25 protein-coding genes and 1 pseudogene are annotated in these 15,089 nt (G+C 66.5%); 1 reads left to right on the top strand and 25 read right to left on the bottom strand.

The features are described from left to right. Positions 1–13: 13 nt before the first annotated feature. The 23 genes from rplO to WJM95_RS19180 form a co-directional block, all read right to left on the bottom strand. On the bottom strand, positions 14–469 hold the full coding sequence (gene rplO / locus WJM95_RS19290) for a 50S ribosomal protein L15 (protein WP_189190330.1): 456 nt from the start codon (positions 467–469) through the stop codon (positions 14–16). A 2-nt stretch (positions 470–471) separates the two neighbouring features. After that, positions 472–654: a 50S ribosomal protein L30 gene (gene rpmD / locus WJM95_RS19285; protein WP_055553514.1), complete on the bottom strand. Its 183-nt coding sequence runs from the start codon at positions 652–654 to the stop codon at positions 472–474. Beyond that, on the bottom strand, positions 654–1,259 hold the full coding sequence (rpsE, locus tag WJM95_RS19280) for a 30S ribosomal protein S5 (RefSeq protein ID WP_006376045.1): 606 nt from the start codon (positions 1,257–1,259) through the stop codon (positions 654–656). The genes rpmD and rpsE overlap by 1 nt, the downstream gene beginning before the upstream one ends. A gap of 66 nt (positions 1,260–1,325) precedes the next feature. Next, positions 1,326–1,709: a 50S ribosomal protein L18 gene (rplR, locus tag WJM95_RS19275; protein ID WP_060901491.1), complete on the bottom strand. Its 384-nt coding sequence runs from the start codon at positions 1,707–1,709 to the stop codon at positions 1,326–1,328. A 3-nt stretch (positions 1,710–1,712) separates the two neighbouring features. Beyond that, a complete protein-coding gene (gene rplF / locus WJM95_RS19270) occupies positions 1,713–2,252 on the bottom strand; it encodes a 50S ribosomal protein L6 (protein WP_339130941.1) in 540 nt (179 codons plus the stop codon). A 24-nt stretch (positions 2,253–2,276) separates the two neighbouring features. Further along, complete coding sequence (rpsH, locus tag WJM95_RS19265) at positions 2,277–2,675, bottom strand: 30S ribosomal protein S8 (protein ID WP_010986352.1); 399 nt, start codon at positions 2,673–2,675, stop codon at positions 2,277–2,279. A gap of 211 nt (positions 2,676–2,886) precedes the next feature. After that, complete coding sequence (locus tag WJM95_RS19260; protein WP_003948630.1) at positions 2,887–3,072, bottom strand: type Z 30S ribosomal protein S14; 186 nt, start codon at positions 3,070–3,072, stop codon at positions 2,887–2,889. Positions 3,073–3,077: 5 nt separating this feature from the next. Then, on the bottom strand, positions 3,078–3,635 hold the full coding sequence (rplE, locus tag WJM95_RS19255) for a 50S ribosomal protein L5 (RefSeq protein ID WP_037626984.1): 558 nt from the start codon (positions 3,633–3,635) through the stop codon (positions 3,078–3,080). Then, entirely contained in the window at positions 3,635–3,958 is a 324-nt protein-coding gene (gene rplX / locus WJM95_RS19250) for a 50S ribosomal protein L24 (RefSeq protein ID WP_006376030.1), read from the bottom strand. The genes rplE and rplX overlap by 1 nt, the downstream gene beginning before the upstream one ends. A gap of 2 nt (positions 3,959–3,960) precedes the next feature. Continuing rightward, a complete protein-coding gene (gene rplN / locus WJM95_RS19245; protein WP_003998823.1) occupies positions 3,961–4,329 on the bottom strand; it encodes a 50S ribosomal protein L14 in 369 nt (122 codons plus the stop codon). Between the two features lie 100 nt (positions 4,330–4,429). After that, positions 4,430–4,714: a 30S ribosomal protein S17 gene (gene rpsQ, locus WJM95_RS19240; protein ID WP_037626988.1), complete on the bottom strand. Its 285-nt coding sequence runs from the start codon at positions 4,712–4,714 to the stop codon at positions 4,430–4,432. Next, the gene (rpmC, locus tag WJM95_RS19235; RefSeq protein ID WP_003998824.1) at positions 4,714–4,938 is read right to left on the bottom strand and encodes a 50S ribosomal protein L29; all 225 of its coding nucleotides are present in this window, start codon (positions 4,936–4,938) and stop codon (positions 4,714–4,716) included. Before rpmC ends, rpsQ begins: the two co-directional genes overlap by 1 nt. Next, entirely contained in the window at positions 4,938–5,357 is a 420-nt protein-coding gene (rplP, locus tag WJM95_RS19230; protein WP_010986348.1) for a 50S ribosomal protein L16, read from the bottom strand. Before rplP ends, rpmC begins: the two co-directional genes overlap by 1 nt. 5 nt (positions 5,358–5,362) lie before the next feature. Beyond that, the gene (rpsC, locus tag WJM95_RS19225; RefSeq protein ID WP_339130940.1) at positions 5,363–6,193 is read right to left on the bottom strand and encodes a 30S ribosomal protein S3; all 831 of its coding nucleotides are present in this window, start codon (positions 6,191–6,193) and stop codon (positions 5,363–5,365) included. Further along, on the bottom strand, positions 6,193–6,540 hold the full coding sequence (gene rplV, locus WJM95_RS19220; protein ID WP_003974262.1) for a 50S ribosomal protein L22: 348 nt from the start codon (positions 6,538–6,540) through the stop codon (positions 6,193–6,195). The genes rpsC and rplV overlap by 1 nt, the downstream gene beginning before the upstream one ends. Positions 6,541–6,582: 42 nt before the next feature. Continuing rightward, positions 6,583–6,864 carry a 30S ribosomal protein S19 gene (gene rpsS / locus WJM95_RS19215; RefSeq protein ID WP_024755409.1) on the bottom strand — a complete coding sequence of 94 codons (282 nt, stop codon included), beginning with the start codon at positions 6,862–6,864 and terminating at the stop codon, positions 6,583–6,585. Positions 6,865–6,876: 12 nt separating this feature from the next. Then, complete coding sequence (gene rplB / locus WJM95_RS19210; protein WP_081218889.1) at positions 6,877–7,713, bottom strand: 50S ribosomal protein L2; 837 nt, start codon at positions 7,711–7,713, stop codon at positions 6,877–6,879. A gap of 39 nt (positions 7,714–7,752) precedes the next feature. Then, on the bottom strand, positions 7,753–8,169 hold the full coding sequence (gene rplW, locus WJM95_RS19205; RefSeq protein ID WP_037626998.1) for a 50S ribosomal protein L23: 417 nt from the start codon (positions 8,167–8,169) through the stop codon (positions 7,753–7,755). Further along, positions 8,169–8,825 carry a 50S ribosomal protein L4 gene (rplD, locus tag WJM95_RS19200; RefSeq protein WP_037627000.1) on the bottom strand — a complete coding sequence of 219 codons (657 nt, stop codon included), beginning with the start codon at positions 8,823–8,825 and terminating at the stop codon, positions 8,169–8,171. Before rplD ends, rplW begins: the two co-directional genes overlap by 1 nt. Before the next feature lie 4 nt (positions 8,826–8,829). Beyond that, the gene (gene rplC, locus WJM95_RS19195; protein ID WP_339130939.1) at positions 8,830–9,474 is read right to left on the bottom strand and encodes a 50S ribosomal protein L3; all 645 of its coding nucleotides are present in this window, start codon (positions 9,472–9,474) and stop codon (positions 8,830–8,832) included. A gap of 17 nt (positions 9,475–9,491) precedes the next feature. Beyond that, positions 9,492–9,800 carry a 30S ribosomal protein S10 gene (gene rpsJ, locus WJM95_RS19190; protein WP_003948644.1) on the bottom strand — a complete coding sequence of 103 codons (309 nt, stop codon included), beginning with the start codon at positions 9,798–9,800 and terminating at the stop codon, positions 9,492–9,494. 470 nt (positions 9,801–10,270) lie between these two features. Beyond that, a complete protein-coding gene (locus tag WJM95_RS19185) occupies positions 10,271–10,471 on the bottom strand; it encodes a DUF397 domain-containing protein (protein ID WP_339130938.1) in 201 nt (66 codons plus the stop codon). Next, positions 10,468–11,280: a helix-turn-helix transcriptional regulator gene (locus WJM95_RS19180; protein WP_339130937.1), complete on the bottom strand. Its 813-nt coding sequence runs from the start codon at positions 11,278–11,280 to the stop codon at positions 10,468–10,470. Before WJM95_RS19180 ends, WJM95_RS19185 begins: the two co-directional genes overlap by 4 nt. Before the next feature lie 175 nt (positions 11,281–11,455). On the opposite strand from WJM95_RS19180, the pseudogene WJM95_RS19175 reads away from it, so the two are divergent. After that, positions 11,456–11,875 (top strand): annotated as a pseudogene (locus tag WJM95_RS19175) (ATP-binding protein); the annotation flags it as partial. A 230-nt stretch (positions 11,876–12,105) separates the two neighbouring features. Here WJM95_RS19175 and gdhA read toward each other — a convergent pair. Next, positions 12,106–13,461, bottom strand: coding sequence for an NADP-specific glutamate dehydrogenase (gdhA, locus tag WJM95_RS19170; RefSeq protein ID WP_339130936.1), 1,356 nt, complete (start codon positions 13,459–13,461; stop codon positions 12,106–12,108). Positions 13,462–13,820: 359 nt separating this feature from the next. Further along, on the bottom strand, positions 13,821–15,014 hold the full coding sequence (gene tuf / locus WJM95_RS19165) for an elongation factor Tu (RefSeq protein ID WP_339130935.1): 1,194 nt from the start codon (positions 15,012–15,014) through the stop codon (positions 13,821–13,823). Positions 15,015–15,089 lie beyond the last annotated feature (75 nt).

The raw sequence follows: 15,089 nt of genomic DNA, 5'->3' as shown, positions 1-15,089 counted from the left end.
ACGCCTGCTGAAATCAGACGAGCTCGGTGACGGTACCGCCGGCGGCGGTGATCTTCTCCTTGGCGGAACCGGAGACGGCGTCGACCGTCACCTGGAGCGCCACGGAGATCTCGCCCTGGCCGAGGACCTTGACGAGGCTGTTCTTGCGAACGGCACCCTTGGCGACGAGACCCTCGACGGTGACCTCGCCACCCTCCGGGTACAGCGCGCCCAGCTTGTCGAGGTTCACGACCTGGAACTCGGTCTTGAACGGGTTACGGAAGCCCTTCAGCTTCGGAAGACGCATGTGGAGGGGCATCTGGCCACCCTCGAAGCGCTCCGGAACCTGGTAGCGGGCCTTCGTGCCCTTGGTACCACGACCAGCCGTCTTACCCTTCGACGCCTCACCACGACCAACACGGGTCTTGGCGGTCTTGGCGCCCGGGGCGGGACGGAGGTTGTGGATCTTGAGCGGGTTGTTTTCCGCCATGATCAGTCGACCTCCTCGACCGTCACGAGGTGGCGGACGGTGTGAACCATTCCGCGGAACTCGGGGCGGTCCTCCTTGACGACCTGCGTGTTGATGCCCTTGAGACCAAGGGAGCGCAGGGTGTCACGGTGGTTCTGCTTGCTGCCGATGTACGACTTCGTCTGCGTGACCTTGAGGCGAGCCATTAGGCACCCGCCCCGGCACGTGCACGAAGGAGCGCCGCGGGGGCGACGTCCTCGAGGGGCAGACCACGGCGAGCCGCGATCTCCTCGGGACGCTGGAGGCCCTTGAGGGCCGCCACGGTCGCGTGCACGATGTTGATCGCGTTGGAAGAACCGAGCGACTTCGACAGGATGTCGTGAACGCCGGCGCACTCGAGCACTGCACGCACCGGGCCACCGGCGATAACGCCGGTACCGGGGGAAGCAGGCTTGAGCAGGACGACGCCCGCGGCCTTCTCGCCCGTGATCGGGTGCGGGATGGTGCCCTGGATACGGGGGACCTTGAAGAAGTGCTTCTTGGCCTCTTCAACACCCTTGGCGATCGCGGCCGGCACCTCCTTGGCCTTGCCGTAACCGACACCGACGGTGCCGTCACCATCGCCCACCACGACCAGCGCGGTGAAGCTGAAGCGACGACCACCCTTCACAACCTTGGCGACGCGGTTGATCGCGACAACGCGCTCAACGTACGCGGTCTTCTCGGCAGCAGCAGCGCCGCCGTCACGGCCCTTCCGGTCCCGCCGCTCGCCGCCACCGGCACCGCTTCCGCGGCGCTGGGGTCCAGCCATTGGATTACCTCTCTCTTTTTCCGCTAGCTACGCAGCGACAATCAAGTCGCTAGCGCGACGGGCGACTCAGAACTTGAGTCCGGCTTCGCGGGCGGCGTCCGCCAGGGCGGCGATGCGCCCGGCGTACTGGTTGCCACCACGGTCGAATACGACAGCCTCGACACCGGCGGCCTTGGCGCGCTCGGCGACCAGGGCGCCGACCGACTTCGCCTGAGCCGACTTGTCGGCCTCGCCACCGCGGATCGTGGTGTCCAGGGTCGACGCCGACGCGAGGGTGTGACCCTTAACGTCGTCGATGACCTGGGCCACGATGTGACGGTTGGAGCGCGTCACGACCAGGCGCGGACGCTCAGCCGTACCCGAGATGTGCTTACGGATCCGGATGTGACGACGCTTGATGGCAGCACGCTTGTAAGCGTCGCCCTTAGCAATCTTGACACCGTATGCCATGGCTTACTTACCCGCCTTTCCGACCTTGCGACGAATGACTTCGCCCTCGTACTTGACGCCCTTGGCCTTGTACGGGTCGGGCTTGCGCAGCTTGCGGATGTTGGCCGCAACCTCGCCGACCTTCTGCTTGTCGATGCCCTCGACCGAGAACCGCGTCGGGTTCTCGACCTTGAAGGTGATGCCTTCGGGGGCCTCGACAGTGATCGAGTGGCTGTAGCCGAGCGAGAACTCCAGGTTGGAGCCCTTCGCCAGAACGCGGTAACCGACACCGCTGATCTCGAGCTTCTTCACGTAACCCTCGGTCACGCCGGTGATCATGTTCGCCACCAGCGTGCGGGACAGGCCGTGGAGGGCCTTGTTCTGACGCTCGTCGTTGGGGCGGGTGACGTTCAGAACGCCGTCCTCACCCTTGGCGATCTCGATCGGCGCCACGACGGTGTGGGTCAGGGAGCCCTTGGGGCCCTTGACCGAGACCGTACGGCCGTCGATGGTGACGTCCACGCCGGCGGGAACCGTGATGGGGAGCTTGCCAATACGCGACATAGCTGTTTCCTCCGTTCCCTTCCGCTACCAGACGTAGGCGAGGACTTCTCCGCCTACGCCCTTCTTGCCGGCCTGCTTGTCGGTGAGGAGCCCGTGCGACGTGGAGATGATCGCCACGCCGAGGCCGCCCAGCACCTTGGGCAGGTTGGTGGACTTCGCGTAAACCCGGAGACCGGGCTTGGAGATCCGCTTGATGCCCGCGATGGAGCGCTCACGGTTCGGGCCGAACTTCAGCTCGAGAACGAGGTTCTTGCCGACCTCGGCGTCCTCGACCTTCCAGCCCGTGATGAAGCCCTCCTGCTGGAGGATCTCCGCGATGTGCGACTTGATCTTGCTGTGCGGCATACCCACGGTGTCGTGGTACGCCGAGTTCGCGTTACGCAGACGCGTAAGCATGTCTGCGATCGGATCAGTCATGGTCATGAATTGGCCTTCGGCCTCTCTCGCCGGGGTTTCCTGTATGCGCCATCCCTCTCCCCACTCATGGGCGGGACGGGTGCGGTGCGGGGACCTACGGCGTAGTAAGTCGTACGGGCGTCAGGCGCCCAACCCTCCTAGCCTAAGCCATGGAGAGCTGGGCACCCGACAGAGCCCATTGCTTACCGAGAGCCCTGGAATCCCAGAATTACGGGGACTACCAGGAGCTCTTGGTCACGCCCGGCAGCTCGCCACGGTGAGCCATCTCACGAAGGCACACGCGGCAGAGGCCGAACTTGCGGTACACGGAGTGCGGACGACCGCAGCGCTGGCAGCGCGTGTAGCCACGCACACCGAACTTGGGCTTACGAGCAGCCTTGGCAATCAGAGCCTTCTTCGCCATCTCGCTTACGCCTCCTTGAAGGGGAAGCCGAGGTGACGGAGAAGGGCGCGGCCCTCAGCGTCGTTGGTCGCCGTGGTCACCACGGTGATGTCCATGCCCCGGGTACGGTCGATCTTGTCCTGGTCGATCTCGTGGAACATGACCTGCTCCGTGAGACCGAAGGTGTAGTTGCCACGGCCGTCGAACTGCTTGGGGGACAGACCACGGAAGTCGCGGATGCGCGGGAGCGCGAGCGACAGGGTGCGGTCCAGGAACTCCCACATGCGGTCGCCACGGAGGGTGACGTGGGCACCGATCGGCTGACCCTCACGCAGCTTGAACTGCGCGATGGACTTGCGGGCCTTGGTGATGGCCGGCTTCTGACCGGTGATCGTGGTCAGGTCACGGACGGCACCGTCCATGAGCTTCGAGTCACGGGCGGCGTCGCCGACACCCATGTTGACCACGATCTTCACGAGGCCCGGCGTCTGCATGACGTTCTCGTAGGAGAACTCTTCCTGCAACTTCGCCGCGATCTCCTCGCGGTACTTCGTCTTGAGACGCGGAGTGGTGGTGGTAGCCATCAGATGTCCTCACCCGTCCGCTTGGCAACGCGGATCTTGTTGCCCTCGTCGTCGAAGCGGTAACCGACGCGCGTGACGACCTTGTTGCCGTCCTTCTCAACGACCAGCTGGACGTTGGAGACGTGGACGGGCGCCTCGGTCGTGACGATGCCACCGGCCTGGGAACCCTTGGCGGTCGGACCGGCCTTCGTGTGCTTCTTGACCCGGTTGACACCCTCGACCAGGACGCGGTCCTCGCGGGGGAAGGCCGCGATGACCTTGCCCTGCTTGCCCTTGTCCTTACCGGTGATGACCTGAACCAGGTCGCCCTTCTTGATCTTCATGCTTACAGCACCTCCGGCGCGAGCGAGATGATCTTCATGAACTTCTTCTCGCGCAGCTCACGGCCGACGGGGCCGAAGATACGGGTGCCGCGAGGGTCGCCGTCGTTCTTCAGAATGACGGCGGCGTTCTCGTCGAAGCGGATGTACGAGCCGTCCGGACGGCGGCGCTCCTTGACGGTGCGAACGATGACGGCCTTGACGACGTCACCCTTCTTCACGTTGCCGCCGGGGATCGCGTCCTTGACGGTGGCGACGATCACGTCACCGATGCCCGCGTAGCGGCGACCGGAGCCACCGAGCACACGGATGCAAAGGATTTCCTTCGCACCAGTGTTGTCGGCGACACGCAGTCGCGACTCCTGCTGGATCACGTCTATCTCCTGTTTGTCTGCCGGTTCCCGGGGCGGGGGCGCTCATCGCGACCCCGCCCCGAGCCTGGCGGAACCAACCTCAGGGAAACCCCTGAGGTACTTACTTGGCCTTCTCGAGGATCTCGACGATGCGCCAGCGCTTCGTCGAGGACAGCGGCCGGGTCTCCATGAGGAGGACGCGGTCGCCGACGCCGGCGGCGTTCTGCTCGTCGTGGGCCTTGAGCTTGCTGGTACGGCGGATGACCTTGCCGTACAGCGCGTGCTTCACGCGGTCCTCGACGGCGACGACGACGGTCTTGTCCATCTTGTCGCTGACGACCAGACCCTCGCGGGTCTTGCGGAAACCGCGGTCGGTCTTCTGCTCAGTCACGTTGCTCTCGCTCATCAGGCGCTCTCCACCGTCTCGATGCCCAGCTCGCGCTCACGCATCAGGGTGTAGATCCGCGCGATGTCCTTGCGGACGGCCTTGAGCCGCCCGTGGTTCTCGAGCTGACCGGTCGCCGCCTGGAAGCGGAGGTTGAACAGCTCTTCCTTGGCTTCGCGGAGCTTCGCGAGAAGCTCCTCGTCACCCAGTTCGCGCAGCTCGGACGCCTTGGTACCGGCCGACATCACGCTTCACCTGCCTCGCGCTTGACGATCCGGCACTTCATCGGCAGCTTGTGGGCTGCGCGAGTGAGGGCCTCACGGGCGATCTTCTCGTTGGGGTAGGACAGTTCGAACATGACCCGGCCCGGGTGCACGTTCGCGATCCACCACTCGGGGGAACCCTTACCGGAACCCATGCGGGTCTCGGCAGGCTTCTTGGTGAGCGGGCGGTCCGGGTAGATGTTGATCCAGACCTTGCCGCCACGCTTGATGTGACGGGTCATCGCGATACGAGCGGCCTCGATCTGGCGGTTCGTCACGTACGCCGGCGTGAGGGCCTGAATGCCGTACTCGCCGAACGAAACCTGCGTGCCGCCCTTGGCCTGACCACGGCGCTTCGGGTGGTGCTGCTTGCGGTGCTTGACCCTACGGGGGATCAGCATGTCGGTCAGGCCTCCGTTCCGGTGCTCTCAGCCGGAGCGGCAGCCGGAGCCTCGGCCTTGGGGGCCTCGGCAGCGGGAGCCGTCTGCGGCTTACGACCGCGACCGCCACGCTCGCCACCGCGGCCACCGCGGCCGGCCGGGCGGTCAGCGCCGCCACGGGCCGGGCGGTTGCCGGCACGGGCAGCGGCGTTCTCGGCGCGGACCTCGGCGATGTTCTTGACGTCGCCCTTGTAGATCCAGACCTTCACACCGATGCGGCCGAAGGTCGTCTTGGCCTCGAAGAAGCCGTAGTCGACGTTCGCGCGGAGCGTGTGCAGGGGCACACGGCCCTCGCGGTAGAACTCCGAGCGGGACATCTCGGCGCCGCCGAGGCGGCCGCCGCACTGGATCTTGATGCCCTTGGCGCCCGCCTTCATCGCCGACTGCATGCTCTTACGCATGGCGCGGCGGAAGGAGACGCGGGAGGAAAGCTGCTCGGCAACGGCCTGAGCAACCAGCTGAGCGTCCGTCTCGGGGTTCTTGACCTCGAGGATGTTCAGCTGGACCTGCTTGCCCGTGAGCTTCTCGAGGTCGCCGCGGATGCGGTCGGCCTCGGCGCCACGGCGGCCGATGACGATGCCCGGACGCGCGGTGTGGATGTCCACCCGCACACGGTCACGGGTGCGCTCGATCTCAACCTTCGAGATGCCGGCGCGCTCCATGCCGGACGTCATCATCCGACGGATGGCGACGTCTTCCTTGACGTAGTCCTTGTACAGCTTGTCGGCGTACCAGCGGGACTTGAAGTCCGTGGTGATGCCGAGCCGGAACCCATGCGGGTTAACCTTCTGGCCCATTACCGGGTTCCTTCCTTGCTGCTGACGACCACGGTGATGTGGCTGGTCCGCTTGCGGATCCGGTAGGCACGGCCCTGGGCACGCGGCCGGAACCGCTTCAGGGTCGGACCCTCGTCGACGTACGCCTCGGAGATGAAGAGGCTGTCGGCGTCGGTGTGGTCGTAGTTGTGCGCGGCGTTGGCAATGGCGCTGTCAAGCACCTTGCCGACCGGCACGCTCGCGGCCTGCGGGGCGAAACGCAGGACCGCCTGAGCCTCCGTGGCATCCATGCCACGGATAAGGTCCACCACTCGGCGGGCCTTCATGGGCGTAACGCGGATGTACCGCGCCTGGGCCCTGGCTTCCATGGTTGTCCTTCCAGTGTCTGTCATGGTCGATTCCACCCCGCGTTAGCGGCGCTTCGACTTCCGGTCGTCCTTGACGTGACCCCGGAAGGTGCGCGTCGGCGAGAACTCGCCGAGCTTGTGGCCGACCATCGACTCGGTGACAAACACCGGGATGTGGGTCTTGCCGTTGTGCACCGCGATCGTGTGGCCGAGCATGGCCGGGATGATCATCGAGCGACGGGACCAGGTCTTGATGACGTTCTTGGTACCGGCTTCGTTCTGTACGTCCACCTTCTTTACAAGGTGTCCGTCGACGAAGGGTCCCTTCTTGAGACTGCGCGGCATCTAAACCCGCTCCTAGCGCTTCTTGTTCGTCTTGCGGCGGCGGACGATGTACTTGTTCGAAGCCTTCTTCGGCGAACGAGTACGACCCTCCTTCTGACCCCACGGGGAGACCGGGTGGCGACCACCGGAGGTCTTGCCCTCACCACCACCGTGCGGGTGGTCAACCGGGTTCATCGCCACACCGCGGACGGACGGGCGAACGCCCAGCCAGCGCTTACGGCCGGCCTTACCCCAGTTGATGTTGCTCTGCTCGGCGTTGCCGACCTCGCCGACCGTGGCGCGGCAGCGCTGGTCGACCAGGCGGATCTCGCCGGAAGGCATACGAAGGTGGGCCATCGTGCCCTCCTTCGCGAGCAGCTGCACCGAGGCACCGGCGGAGCGGGCGAACTTGGCGCCGCCACCGGGACGGATCTCGATCGCGTGGATCGTGGTACCGACCGGGATGTTGCGGAGCGCCAGGTTGTTGCCCGGCTTGATGTCGGCCCCAGGACCGTTCTCGACGCGGTCACCCTGCGACAGGTTGCGGGGGGCGAGGATGTAGCGCTTCTCGCCGTCCGCGTAGTGCAGCAGCGCGATGCGCGCGGTGCGGTTGGGGTCGTACTCGATGTGCGCGACCTTCGCCGGCACGCCGTCCTTGTCGTGACGACGGAAGTCGATCACTCGGTAGGCGCGCTTGTGTCCGCCACCCTGGTGGCGAACGGTCACACGACCGGCGTTGTTACGGCCGCCCTTGCTGTGCAGCGGGCGGACCAGCGACTTCTCCGGCGTGGACCGCGTGACCTCGACGAAGTCGGCGACGCTGGAGCCACGACGGCCCGGCGTAGTCGGCTTGTACTTGCGGATTCCCATTTCTCAGTCCTCGTCCGATATTCGGACCAGGGCGCTCCGTTAGGAGGCCTGGCCGAAGATGTCGATACGGTCGCCCTCAGCGAGGGTCACGATCGCGCGCTTGCTGTCAGCACGCTTGCCGAAGCCCGTCTTGGTGCGCTTGCGCTTGCCCTGACGGTTGATCGTGTTGACCCCGGTGACCTTGACCGAGAAGACCGCCTGGACGGCCTGCTTGATCTGGGTCTTGTTGGCCCGCGGGTCCACGACGAAGGTGTACTTGCCCTCGTCGAGCAGCGCGTAGCTCTTCTCCGAGACGACCGGCTTGAGGAGGACGTCACGGGGATCCGTGAAGCTCTTGCTCAGCGGGGTCTCGACGGTGTTCTTGCCTTCGGCCTCGTGGCGCTTCGCCTTGGCGACGCGCGCGGCCTTGGCGGCCTTGGCGGCCTTCGAGGCAATGCTCGGGTGACGCGTAGCCATCAGGCTTCGCTCCCTTCGGTGTCAGCGGCCTGGGGGCCAGACACGAAGGACTCGAAAGCGGCCTGGGTGAAGACCACGTCGTCCGAGACGAGAACGTCGTACGTGTTCAGCTGGCCCGGCTCCAGGATGTGGACCTGGGGCAGGTTGCGCGCGGAGAGCAGCGCGGCCTCGTCGGAGCGCTCGATGACCAGGAGCACGTTCTTGCGCTCGCTGACCTTGCCGAGGAAGCTCTTCGCGGCCTTGGTGGAGGGGGTCTCGCCCTCGATCACGCCGGTGATGACGTGGATGCGAGCGTTGCGGGCCCGGTCGGTGAGGGCGTGGCGCAGGGCCGCGGCCTTCATCTTCTTCGGGGTCCGCTGCGAGTAGTCACGCGGGGTGGGGCCGTGGACGACGCCACCGCCGGCGAACTGCGGCGCGCGGGTCGAACCCTGACGGGCGCGGCCGGTGCCCTTCTGGCGGTAAGGCTTGCGGCCACCACCACGGACCTCGCCACGACGCTTGACCTTGTGCGTGCCCTGACGGGCCGCGGCCAGCTGCGCGACGACAACCTGGTGAAGCAGCGGGATGCTGATCTTCTCGACGTCGAAGATCTCGGCCGGGAGCTCTACAGTCCCGGCGGTGTCGCCGGAGGGCGACAGAATGTCAATGGTGCTCATGTCCTCAGGCCCCCTTGGCCGCGGTACGGACCAGGACGAGGCCGCCGTTCGGACCAGGGATCGCTCCCTTGATGAGGAGCAGGCCCTTCTCCGCGTCAACGGCGTGAACGGTCAGGTTCTGGGTGGTGACCCGCTCGTTGCCCATGCGGCCCGCCATGCGGACGCCCTTGAACACACGGCCCGGGGTGGCACAGCCACCGATGGAGCCGGGGGAGCGGTGCTTGCGCTGGACACCGTGTCCGGCGCCGAGGCCCTTGAAGTTGTGACGCTTCATGACACCGGCGAAGCCCTTGCCCTTGCTGTTGCCGGTCACGTCCACCTTGATGCCGGCCTCGAACACCTCAGCGGTGATCTCCTGGCCGAGGGTGTACTCGCTGGCGTCAGCGGTACGGATCTCGACGAGGTGGCGGCGGGGGGTGACGTCGGCCTTCGCGAAGTGGCCCTTGAGGGGCTTGTTCACCTTGCGCGGGTCGATCTCGCCGAACGCGATCTGGACGGACTCGTAGCCGTCGACGTCGTTCGTACGAACCTGGGTCACGACGTTCGGGCCGGCCTTGACGACGGTGACGGGAACAACACGGTTGTTCTCGTCCCACACCTGCGTCATGCCGAGCTTCTCGCCGAGGATGCCCTTGATCTGCTTAGCCATTCTCAGATCACCGATCCCTAGAGCTTGATCTCGATGTCGACACCGGCCGGGAGGTCGAGTCGCATCAGGGAGTCAACGGTCTTGGGCGTGGGGTCGAGGATGTCGATGAGGCGCTTGTGCGTGCGCATCTCGAAGTGCTCGCGAGAGTCCTTGTACTTGTGCGGCGACTTGATGACGCAGTACACGTTCTTCTCAGTGGGCAGCGGCACCGGGCCCGCGACCGACGCACCAGTGCGCGTCACCGTCTCGACGATCTTCTTCGCCGAGGAGTCGATGACCTCGTGGTCGTAGGCCTTGAGCCGGATGCGGATCTTCTGTCCCGCCATGGCTACTCAGTAGTCCTTTGTCTCGATTAAAACGCTCTGGCACTCGGGGGTTCGCGTTCCGTCTCCGACCCACGCGGTCGGGTGTGTCGCGCTCCTGGCGACAGAGATATCCATTACGGATTTCCCAACCAGGGACACGGCTCCGCCCGAAAGCAACCGCAGGACCGGGGGTGAGAACACCCACCGGGCGCCTGGCCTGCACCCCGCTGACACTTCCCGGAAGATTCCCGTACGTCCGCCCCAGTGCTGCCTGACGACAGATTGGGCGACGAGTACTGTGGGACTCGCTTCCAGTCCTCCCGACGAGAGGCGCGCAGCATCGGCACTCGACCGAGCAACCCCGTTAGTCTGCCATACAGGACACCCGCCTGGCCAATCGAGCCAGGGATCGTACCCCTAAGGTGACGCAGATCAAACCCGGCTCGGCCGGAACGTGAGACCCACCCGGAATGTCCCGCCCGGTACCGCCTCTACAGCGCCGCCACGAACGCCGTCCAGGCCGCGGGAGCCATGGCCAGGCGGCCGCCGCCCGGGTTCTTGGAGTCGCGGACGTGGATCGCGGTGGGGGTGGGGGCTATTTCGACGCAGTCGCCGGCCTCGCTGCTGCTGCTGTAGCTGCTCTTGAACCAGATCAGCCCCGAGGGGTCCTCGGGGGAGGTCACATGGATCATGTCTCTCCCAGCAGTTGCTCGATGAAGGTCAACGACTCCCTCGGGGTGAGGGCTCGGGCCCGGATGATGCCATAGCGCAGCTCCAGGATCCGCAAGTCCCTGGGGTCCGAGACAGGGCGACCGCTGAAAGCGCCGTCTGATCGCCCGACCGCCGTACCGTCATCGAACTTCAGCACCTCGATGAGCCCCTGCATCCCGGCGTGGTCCTCTCGGTCGGTCGGCATCACCTGAAACGACACGTTCCGCAACTGGCCGACGTGCAGTAGGTGTTCGAGCTGGCGACGCAGCTTCATCCTGCCCCCGATCGGGCGCCGCAGAGTCACCTCTTCCTGGATGAAGCTGAGCGCTGGGGCAGGCGACCTTTCGTAGATCACCCTCCGGCTCATGCGCGCGGCGGTCTCACGCTCCACCACTTCCTGCGGATAGGCGGGCTGGCGGGTCTCGAACAGCGCCTGCGCGTATTCGGGCGTCTGCAACAACCCATGGATGTTGTGGTTGCTGTACAGCAGCAGCTCGACGGCCCGCTCCTCCAGCATCTTCAGTTCGCGGACCTTCTTCGGGTACCGGGCCTTCTCCATGTCGTCCTTGAAGGCCCGGAGGTGCCCGCCGGCGTTCAGGACGTCGTCCGCGCGGTCCAGGAAGTCGGCCCGCGGGATCCGCGCCCCGCGCTCGACCTTCCGGACCAGGTCCTCCCCGTAGCCGATCGCCCGCCCGAACTCGACCACCCGCATCCCGGCCGCCTCCCGCCAGAGCCTGACCTGGCGGCCGGCCGCCTCGACCACCGGGGCGATCTCGTCCTCGGGGCTCACGTCCCACCCCGGCTCGTCCGCACTCCCACCGCTCACACCCACCCACCTCCAACGCGCACCGTTCCCGTACGACACCCGGGACAGCCGGGACAGATCGGGACAACGACCGGACAAAGCCTGTACGCACCGGCGTCATCGCTGCTCACCGTAGGCGGAGTCGGCCACGCTGAGTGACGTGAATCAGGAAACCTCCGGGCCCGGGGCCCAACGCGTCGACCCCGTCCGCAACTTCAGCGTGCTGCTGTCCCCCACATCACGTGGCGCCCGCTTGGGGAGGCTGCTCGCCACCGAACAACTCCGTTCCTGGGAGCTGCCGTTGACCCCGGCGGACCAGATCGTCGCCGAGCTCGCGGCCAACGCGGCGACGCACGGCCGCGTACCGGGACGGGACTTCCGTCTCACGCTGTACGTCGTCGGCGACACCCTCCGCATCGAGGTGACCGACACCATGGGTGACCGGCTCCCCCAACTCCGCTCGGGCGAGGCCGACATGGACTCCGGCCGCGGCCTGCTCCTCGTGGACGCGTACGCGGACCGCTGGGGCGCGACGCCGGGACCGCCCCCACGCAAGACCGTCTGGGCCGAACTGAGGCTCCGGAAACCGGATCCCGACGTCGGGGCCCCCACCGACCTCCTCGCGGCCGGGATCCGGCAGGAGGGGACGTGCCGGTACATCACATGCCCGCAGGCCGGACGGATCGGCACCCACCCGCACCGTGTGACCCCGCTGGGATCCGTTCGGATGCGGGCGGATGTACCGGCGCGGCCCCGACCCACCCACCGGACCGGGGCCGGACCGGAGCCGGGGCGCACGCCGGAACCCGGTCAGATCACGCCCTGCTCCAGCATCGCCCCCGCGACCCGCTCGAAGCCCGCGATGTTCGCGCCGCTGACGTAGTCGCCCGGGCCGCCGTAGCGCTCGGCGGTCTCGTGGCAGAGGGCGTGGATGGCGTTCATGATGCCGGTCAGCTCGTCCTCGACCCGCTCGCGCGACCACGAGGTGCGGGCGTGGTTCTGGCTCATCTCCAGCGCGCTGACCGCGACACCGCCCGCGTTGGCCGCCTTGCCGGGGCCGAAGGCGACGCCCGCCTTCTGGAAGAGCTGGACCGCCTCGGGGGTGGTGGGCATGTTGGCGCCCTCGGAGACCGCCTTGACGCCGTTGCCGACGAGGGTGGCCGCCGCGGTCGCGTCCAGTTCGTTCTGGGTCGCCGAGGGCAGCGCCACATCCCCCGGCACGTCCCAGACACTGCCGCCCGCGACGAACCGCGCCGACGCCCCGCGCCGCGCCGCGTAGTCGGAGACCCGTCCGCGCTCGACCTCCTTGACCTGCTTGAGCAGCTCGACGTCGATGCCCTTGTCGTCGACGACGTAGCCCGTCGAGTCGGAGCAGGTCACGGCGTTGGCGCCGAGGGCGGCGAGCTTCTCGATGGTGTACGTGGCGACGTTGCCGGAGCCGGAGACGACCGCGGTCTGGCCCTCCAGGTCCTCACCGCGCTCGCGCAGCATGGCGGCGGCGAACAGGACGTTGCCGTAGCCGGTCGCCTCGGGCCGGATCAGCGAGCCGCCCCAGTGCGTGCCCTTGCCGGTGAGGACGCCGGCCTCCCAGCGGTTGGTGATGCGGCGGTACTGGCCGAAGAGGTAACCGATCTCCCGGCCGCCCACGCCGATGTCGCCCGCCGGCACGTCCGTGTGCTCACCGATGTGCCGGTACAGCTCCGTCATGAACGACTGGCAGAACCGCATGACCTCGGCGTCCGACCTGCCGCGCGGGTCGAAGTCGCTGCCGCCCTTGCCGCCGCCGATGCCGAGACCGGTCAGGGCGTTCTTGAAGATCTGCTCGAAGCCGAGGAACTTCACGATGCCGAGGTTCACCGACGGGTGGAAGCGCAGACCTCCCTTGTACGGGCCGAGCGCGCTGTTGAACTCCACGCGGTAGCCCCGGTTGACCTGGACCTTGCCGTGGTCGTCCTGCCACGGCACACGGAAGATGATCTGCCGTTCGGGCTCCACCAGCCGCTCGACGAGGGCCGCGTCCGCGTACTCCGGGCGCCGCGAGAGCACCGGCTCCAGGGTTTCGAGCACCTCGTGCGCGGCCTGGAGGAACTCGGGCTGCGCCGGATTGCGCCGCTCGATGTCGGCGAGCAAGGAGGCGATACGGCTCTTCGTGTCGGGGCGGGTCACCTGGGGGTCCCTTCAGACGGGGCCGCCGGAACGGCCGACCCGGCTCGGTTCGACCGGTCGGCTCCGGCGACGTCGGTGCGCAGAGCAATCGGCCCCCTACCCACGGGCAGGAGACCGTCCCTACAGTCTTCCCTCTGAATTACGGACGCGTTACGTGATTCTTTCGATACACGCCAAGATTCGTTTCACCTGGGGGAACCAGTCCCGTACAGCAACGGGGTTCGAGATTCGTATACGAATTCGGTCACCGGGCGCGAGGCGGACCCGGGCAGCGGACCGGGCATGCGAAAGGGCCCGTACGACCGAAGTCGTACGGGCCCTCTCAAGGTGCTCGTGAAAGAGCTACCAGGTCAGATCACTTACTTCGTGATCTTGGTGACCTGGCCGGCGCCCACGGTCCGGCCACCCTCACGGATGGCGAACTTCAGGCCCTCTTCCATGGCGACGGGCTGGATGAGCGCAACGGTCATCTCAGTGTTGTCGCCCGGCATGACCATCTCCGTGCCCTCGGGGAGGGTCACAACACCCGTCACGTCAGTCGTACGGAAGTAGAACTGCGGACGGTAGTTGTTGAAGAACGGCGTGTGGCGGCCACCCTCGTCCTTGGACAGGATGTACGCCTGCGCCTCGAACTCGGTGTGCGGCGTGACCGAACCCGGCTTGATGATGACCTGGCCGCGCTCGACGTCCTCGCGCTTGATGCCACGGAGGAGCAGACCGACGTTCTCACCGGCCTGGCCCTCGTCGAGCAGCTTGCGGAACATCTCGATGCCGGTGACCGTGGTCGTGGTCTTGTCCTGCTTGATGCCGATGATGTCAACGGTCTCGTTGACCTTCAGGACACCACGCTCGATACGGCCGGTGACGACCGTACCGCGACCGGTGATCGTGAAGACGTCCTCGACGGGCATGAGGAAGGGCTTCTCGGTGTCACGCGGCGGGGTCGGGATGGCCTCGTCGACGGCGGCCATGAGGTCCAGAACGGTCTGGCCCCACTCCTTGTCGCCCTCGAGCGCCTTGAGCGCCGAGACCTTGACGACCGGAAGGTCGTCGCCCGGGAACTCGTACTCGGAGAGGAGCTCACGGACCTCGAGCTCGACGAGCTCCAGGATCTCCTCGTCGTCCACCATGTCGGCCTTGTTCAGGGCGACGACGATGTACGGAACGCCGACCTGGCGGGCCAGGAGCACGTGCTCCTTGGTCTGCGGCATCGGGCCGTCGGTCGCGGCGACGACGAGGATGGCGCCGTCCATCTGCGCCGCACCCGTGATCATGTTCTTGATGTAGTCCGCGTGACCGGGGCAGTCGACGTGGGCGTAGTGGCGGCCCTCCGTCTGGTACTCGACGTGCGCGATCGAGATCGTGATACCGCGCTGGCGCTCCTCGGGAGCCTTGTCGATCTGGTCGAAGGCCGAGGCCTCGTTCAGGTCCGGGTACGCGTCGTGCAGCACCTTGGTAATGGCGGCCGTGAGGGTCGTCTTACCGTGGTCGATGTGACCGATGGTGCCGATGTTGACGTGCGGCTTAGTCCGCTCGAACTTTGCCTTCGCCACTGGGGTCCTCCTGCGGAGTGGTTCTGGTACGCCTTACTCATCGGCGCCAGGTGATCTTTGCTGGGATGCCGCCCG

This window comes from Streptomyces sp. f51, assembly GCF_037940415.1.
Lineage (GTDB): Bacteria > Actinomycetota > Actinomycetes > Streptomycetales > Streptomycetaceae > Streptomyces.
The sequence above is the reverse complement of the archived record's forward strand: the minus strand, read 5'-3'. Positions and strand labels throughout refer to the sequence as shown.

Coding starts and splice junctions, on each gene's coding strand:
- rplE (WP_037626984.1), bottom strand. CDS start 3,635: ATGGCTACCACCACCACTCCGCGTCTCAAGACGAAGTACCGCGAGGAG.
- rplC (WP_339130939.1), bottom strand. CDS start 9,474: ATGGCTAAGCAGATCAAGGGCATCCTCGGCGAGAAGCTCGGCATGACG.
- rpmD (WP_055553514.1), bottom strand. CDS start 654: ATGGCTCGCCTCAAGGTCACGCAGACGAAGTCGTACATCGGCAGCAAG.
- rplX (WP_006376030.1), bottom strand. CDS start 3,958: ATGAAGATCAAGAAGGGCGACCTGGTTCAGGTCATCACCGGTAAGGAC.
- rpsJ (WP_003948644.1), bottom strand. CDS start 9,800: ATGGCGGGACAGAAGATCCGCATCCGGCTCAAGGCCTACGACCACGAG.
- rpsC (WP_339130940.1), bottom strand. CDS start 6,193: ATGGGCCAGAAGGTTAACCCGCATGGGTTCCGGCTCGGCATCACCACG.
- rplD (WP_037627000.1), bottom strand. CDS start 8,825: ATGAGCACCATTGACATTCTGTCGCCCTCCGGCGACACCGCCGGGACT.
- rpsQ (WP_037626988.1), bottom strand. CDS start 4,714: ATGAGCGAGAGCAACGTGACTGAGCAGAAGACCGACCGCGGTTTCCGC.
- rpsH (WP_010986352.1), bottom strand. CDS start 2,675: ATGACCATGACTGATCCGATCGCAGACATGCTTACGCGTCTGCGTAAC.
- rpmC (WP_003998824.1), bottom strand. CDS start 4,938: ATGTCGGCCGGTACCAAGGCGTCCGAGCTGCGCGAACTGGGTGACGAG.
- WJM95_RS19260 (WP_003948630.1), bottom strand. CDS start 3,072: ATGGCGAAGAAGGCTCTGATTGCCAAGGCTGCTCGTAAGCCCAAGTTC.
- rplO (WP_189190330.1), bottom strand. CDS start 469: ATGGCGGAAAACAACCCGCTCAAGATCCACAACCTCCGTCCCGCCCCG.
- rplP (WP_010986348.1), bottom strand. CDS start 5,357: ATGCTGATCCCCCGTAGGGTCAAGCACCGCAAGCAGCACCACCCGAAG.
- rpsE (WP_006376045.1), bottom strand. CDS start 1,259: ATGGCTGGACCCCAGCGCCGCGGAAGCGGTGCCGGTGGCGGCGAGCGG.
- rplR (WP_060901491.1), bottom strand. CDS start 1,709: ATGGCATACGGTGTCAAGATTGCTAAGGGCGACGCTTACAAGCGTGCT.
- WJM95_RS19185 (WP_339130938.1), bottom strand. CDS start 10,471: ATGATCCATGTGACCTCCCCCGAGGACCCCTCGGGGCTGATCTGGTTC.
- rplW (WP_037626998.1), bottom strand. CDS start 8,169: ATGGCTACGCGTCACCCGAGCATTGCCTCGAAGGCCGCCAAGGCCGCC.
- rplF (WP_339130941.1), bottom strand. CDS start 2,252: ATGTCGCGTATTGGCAAGCTCCCCATCACGGTTCCCGCCGGCGTGGAC.
- rpsS (WP_024755409.1), bottom strand. CDS start 6,864: ATGCCGCGCAGTCTCAAGAAGGGACCCTTCGTCGACGGACACCTTGTA.
- rplV (WP_003974262.1), bottom strand. CDS start 6,540: ATGGAAGCCAGGGCCCAGGCGCGGTACATCCGCGTTACGCCCATGAAG.
- rplB (WP_081218889.1), bottom strand. CDS start 7,713: ATGGGAATCCGCAAGTACAAGCCGACTACGCCGGGCCGTCGTGGCTCC.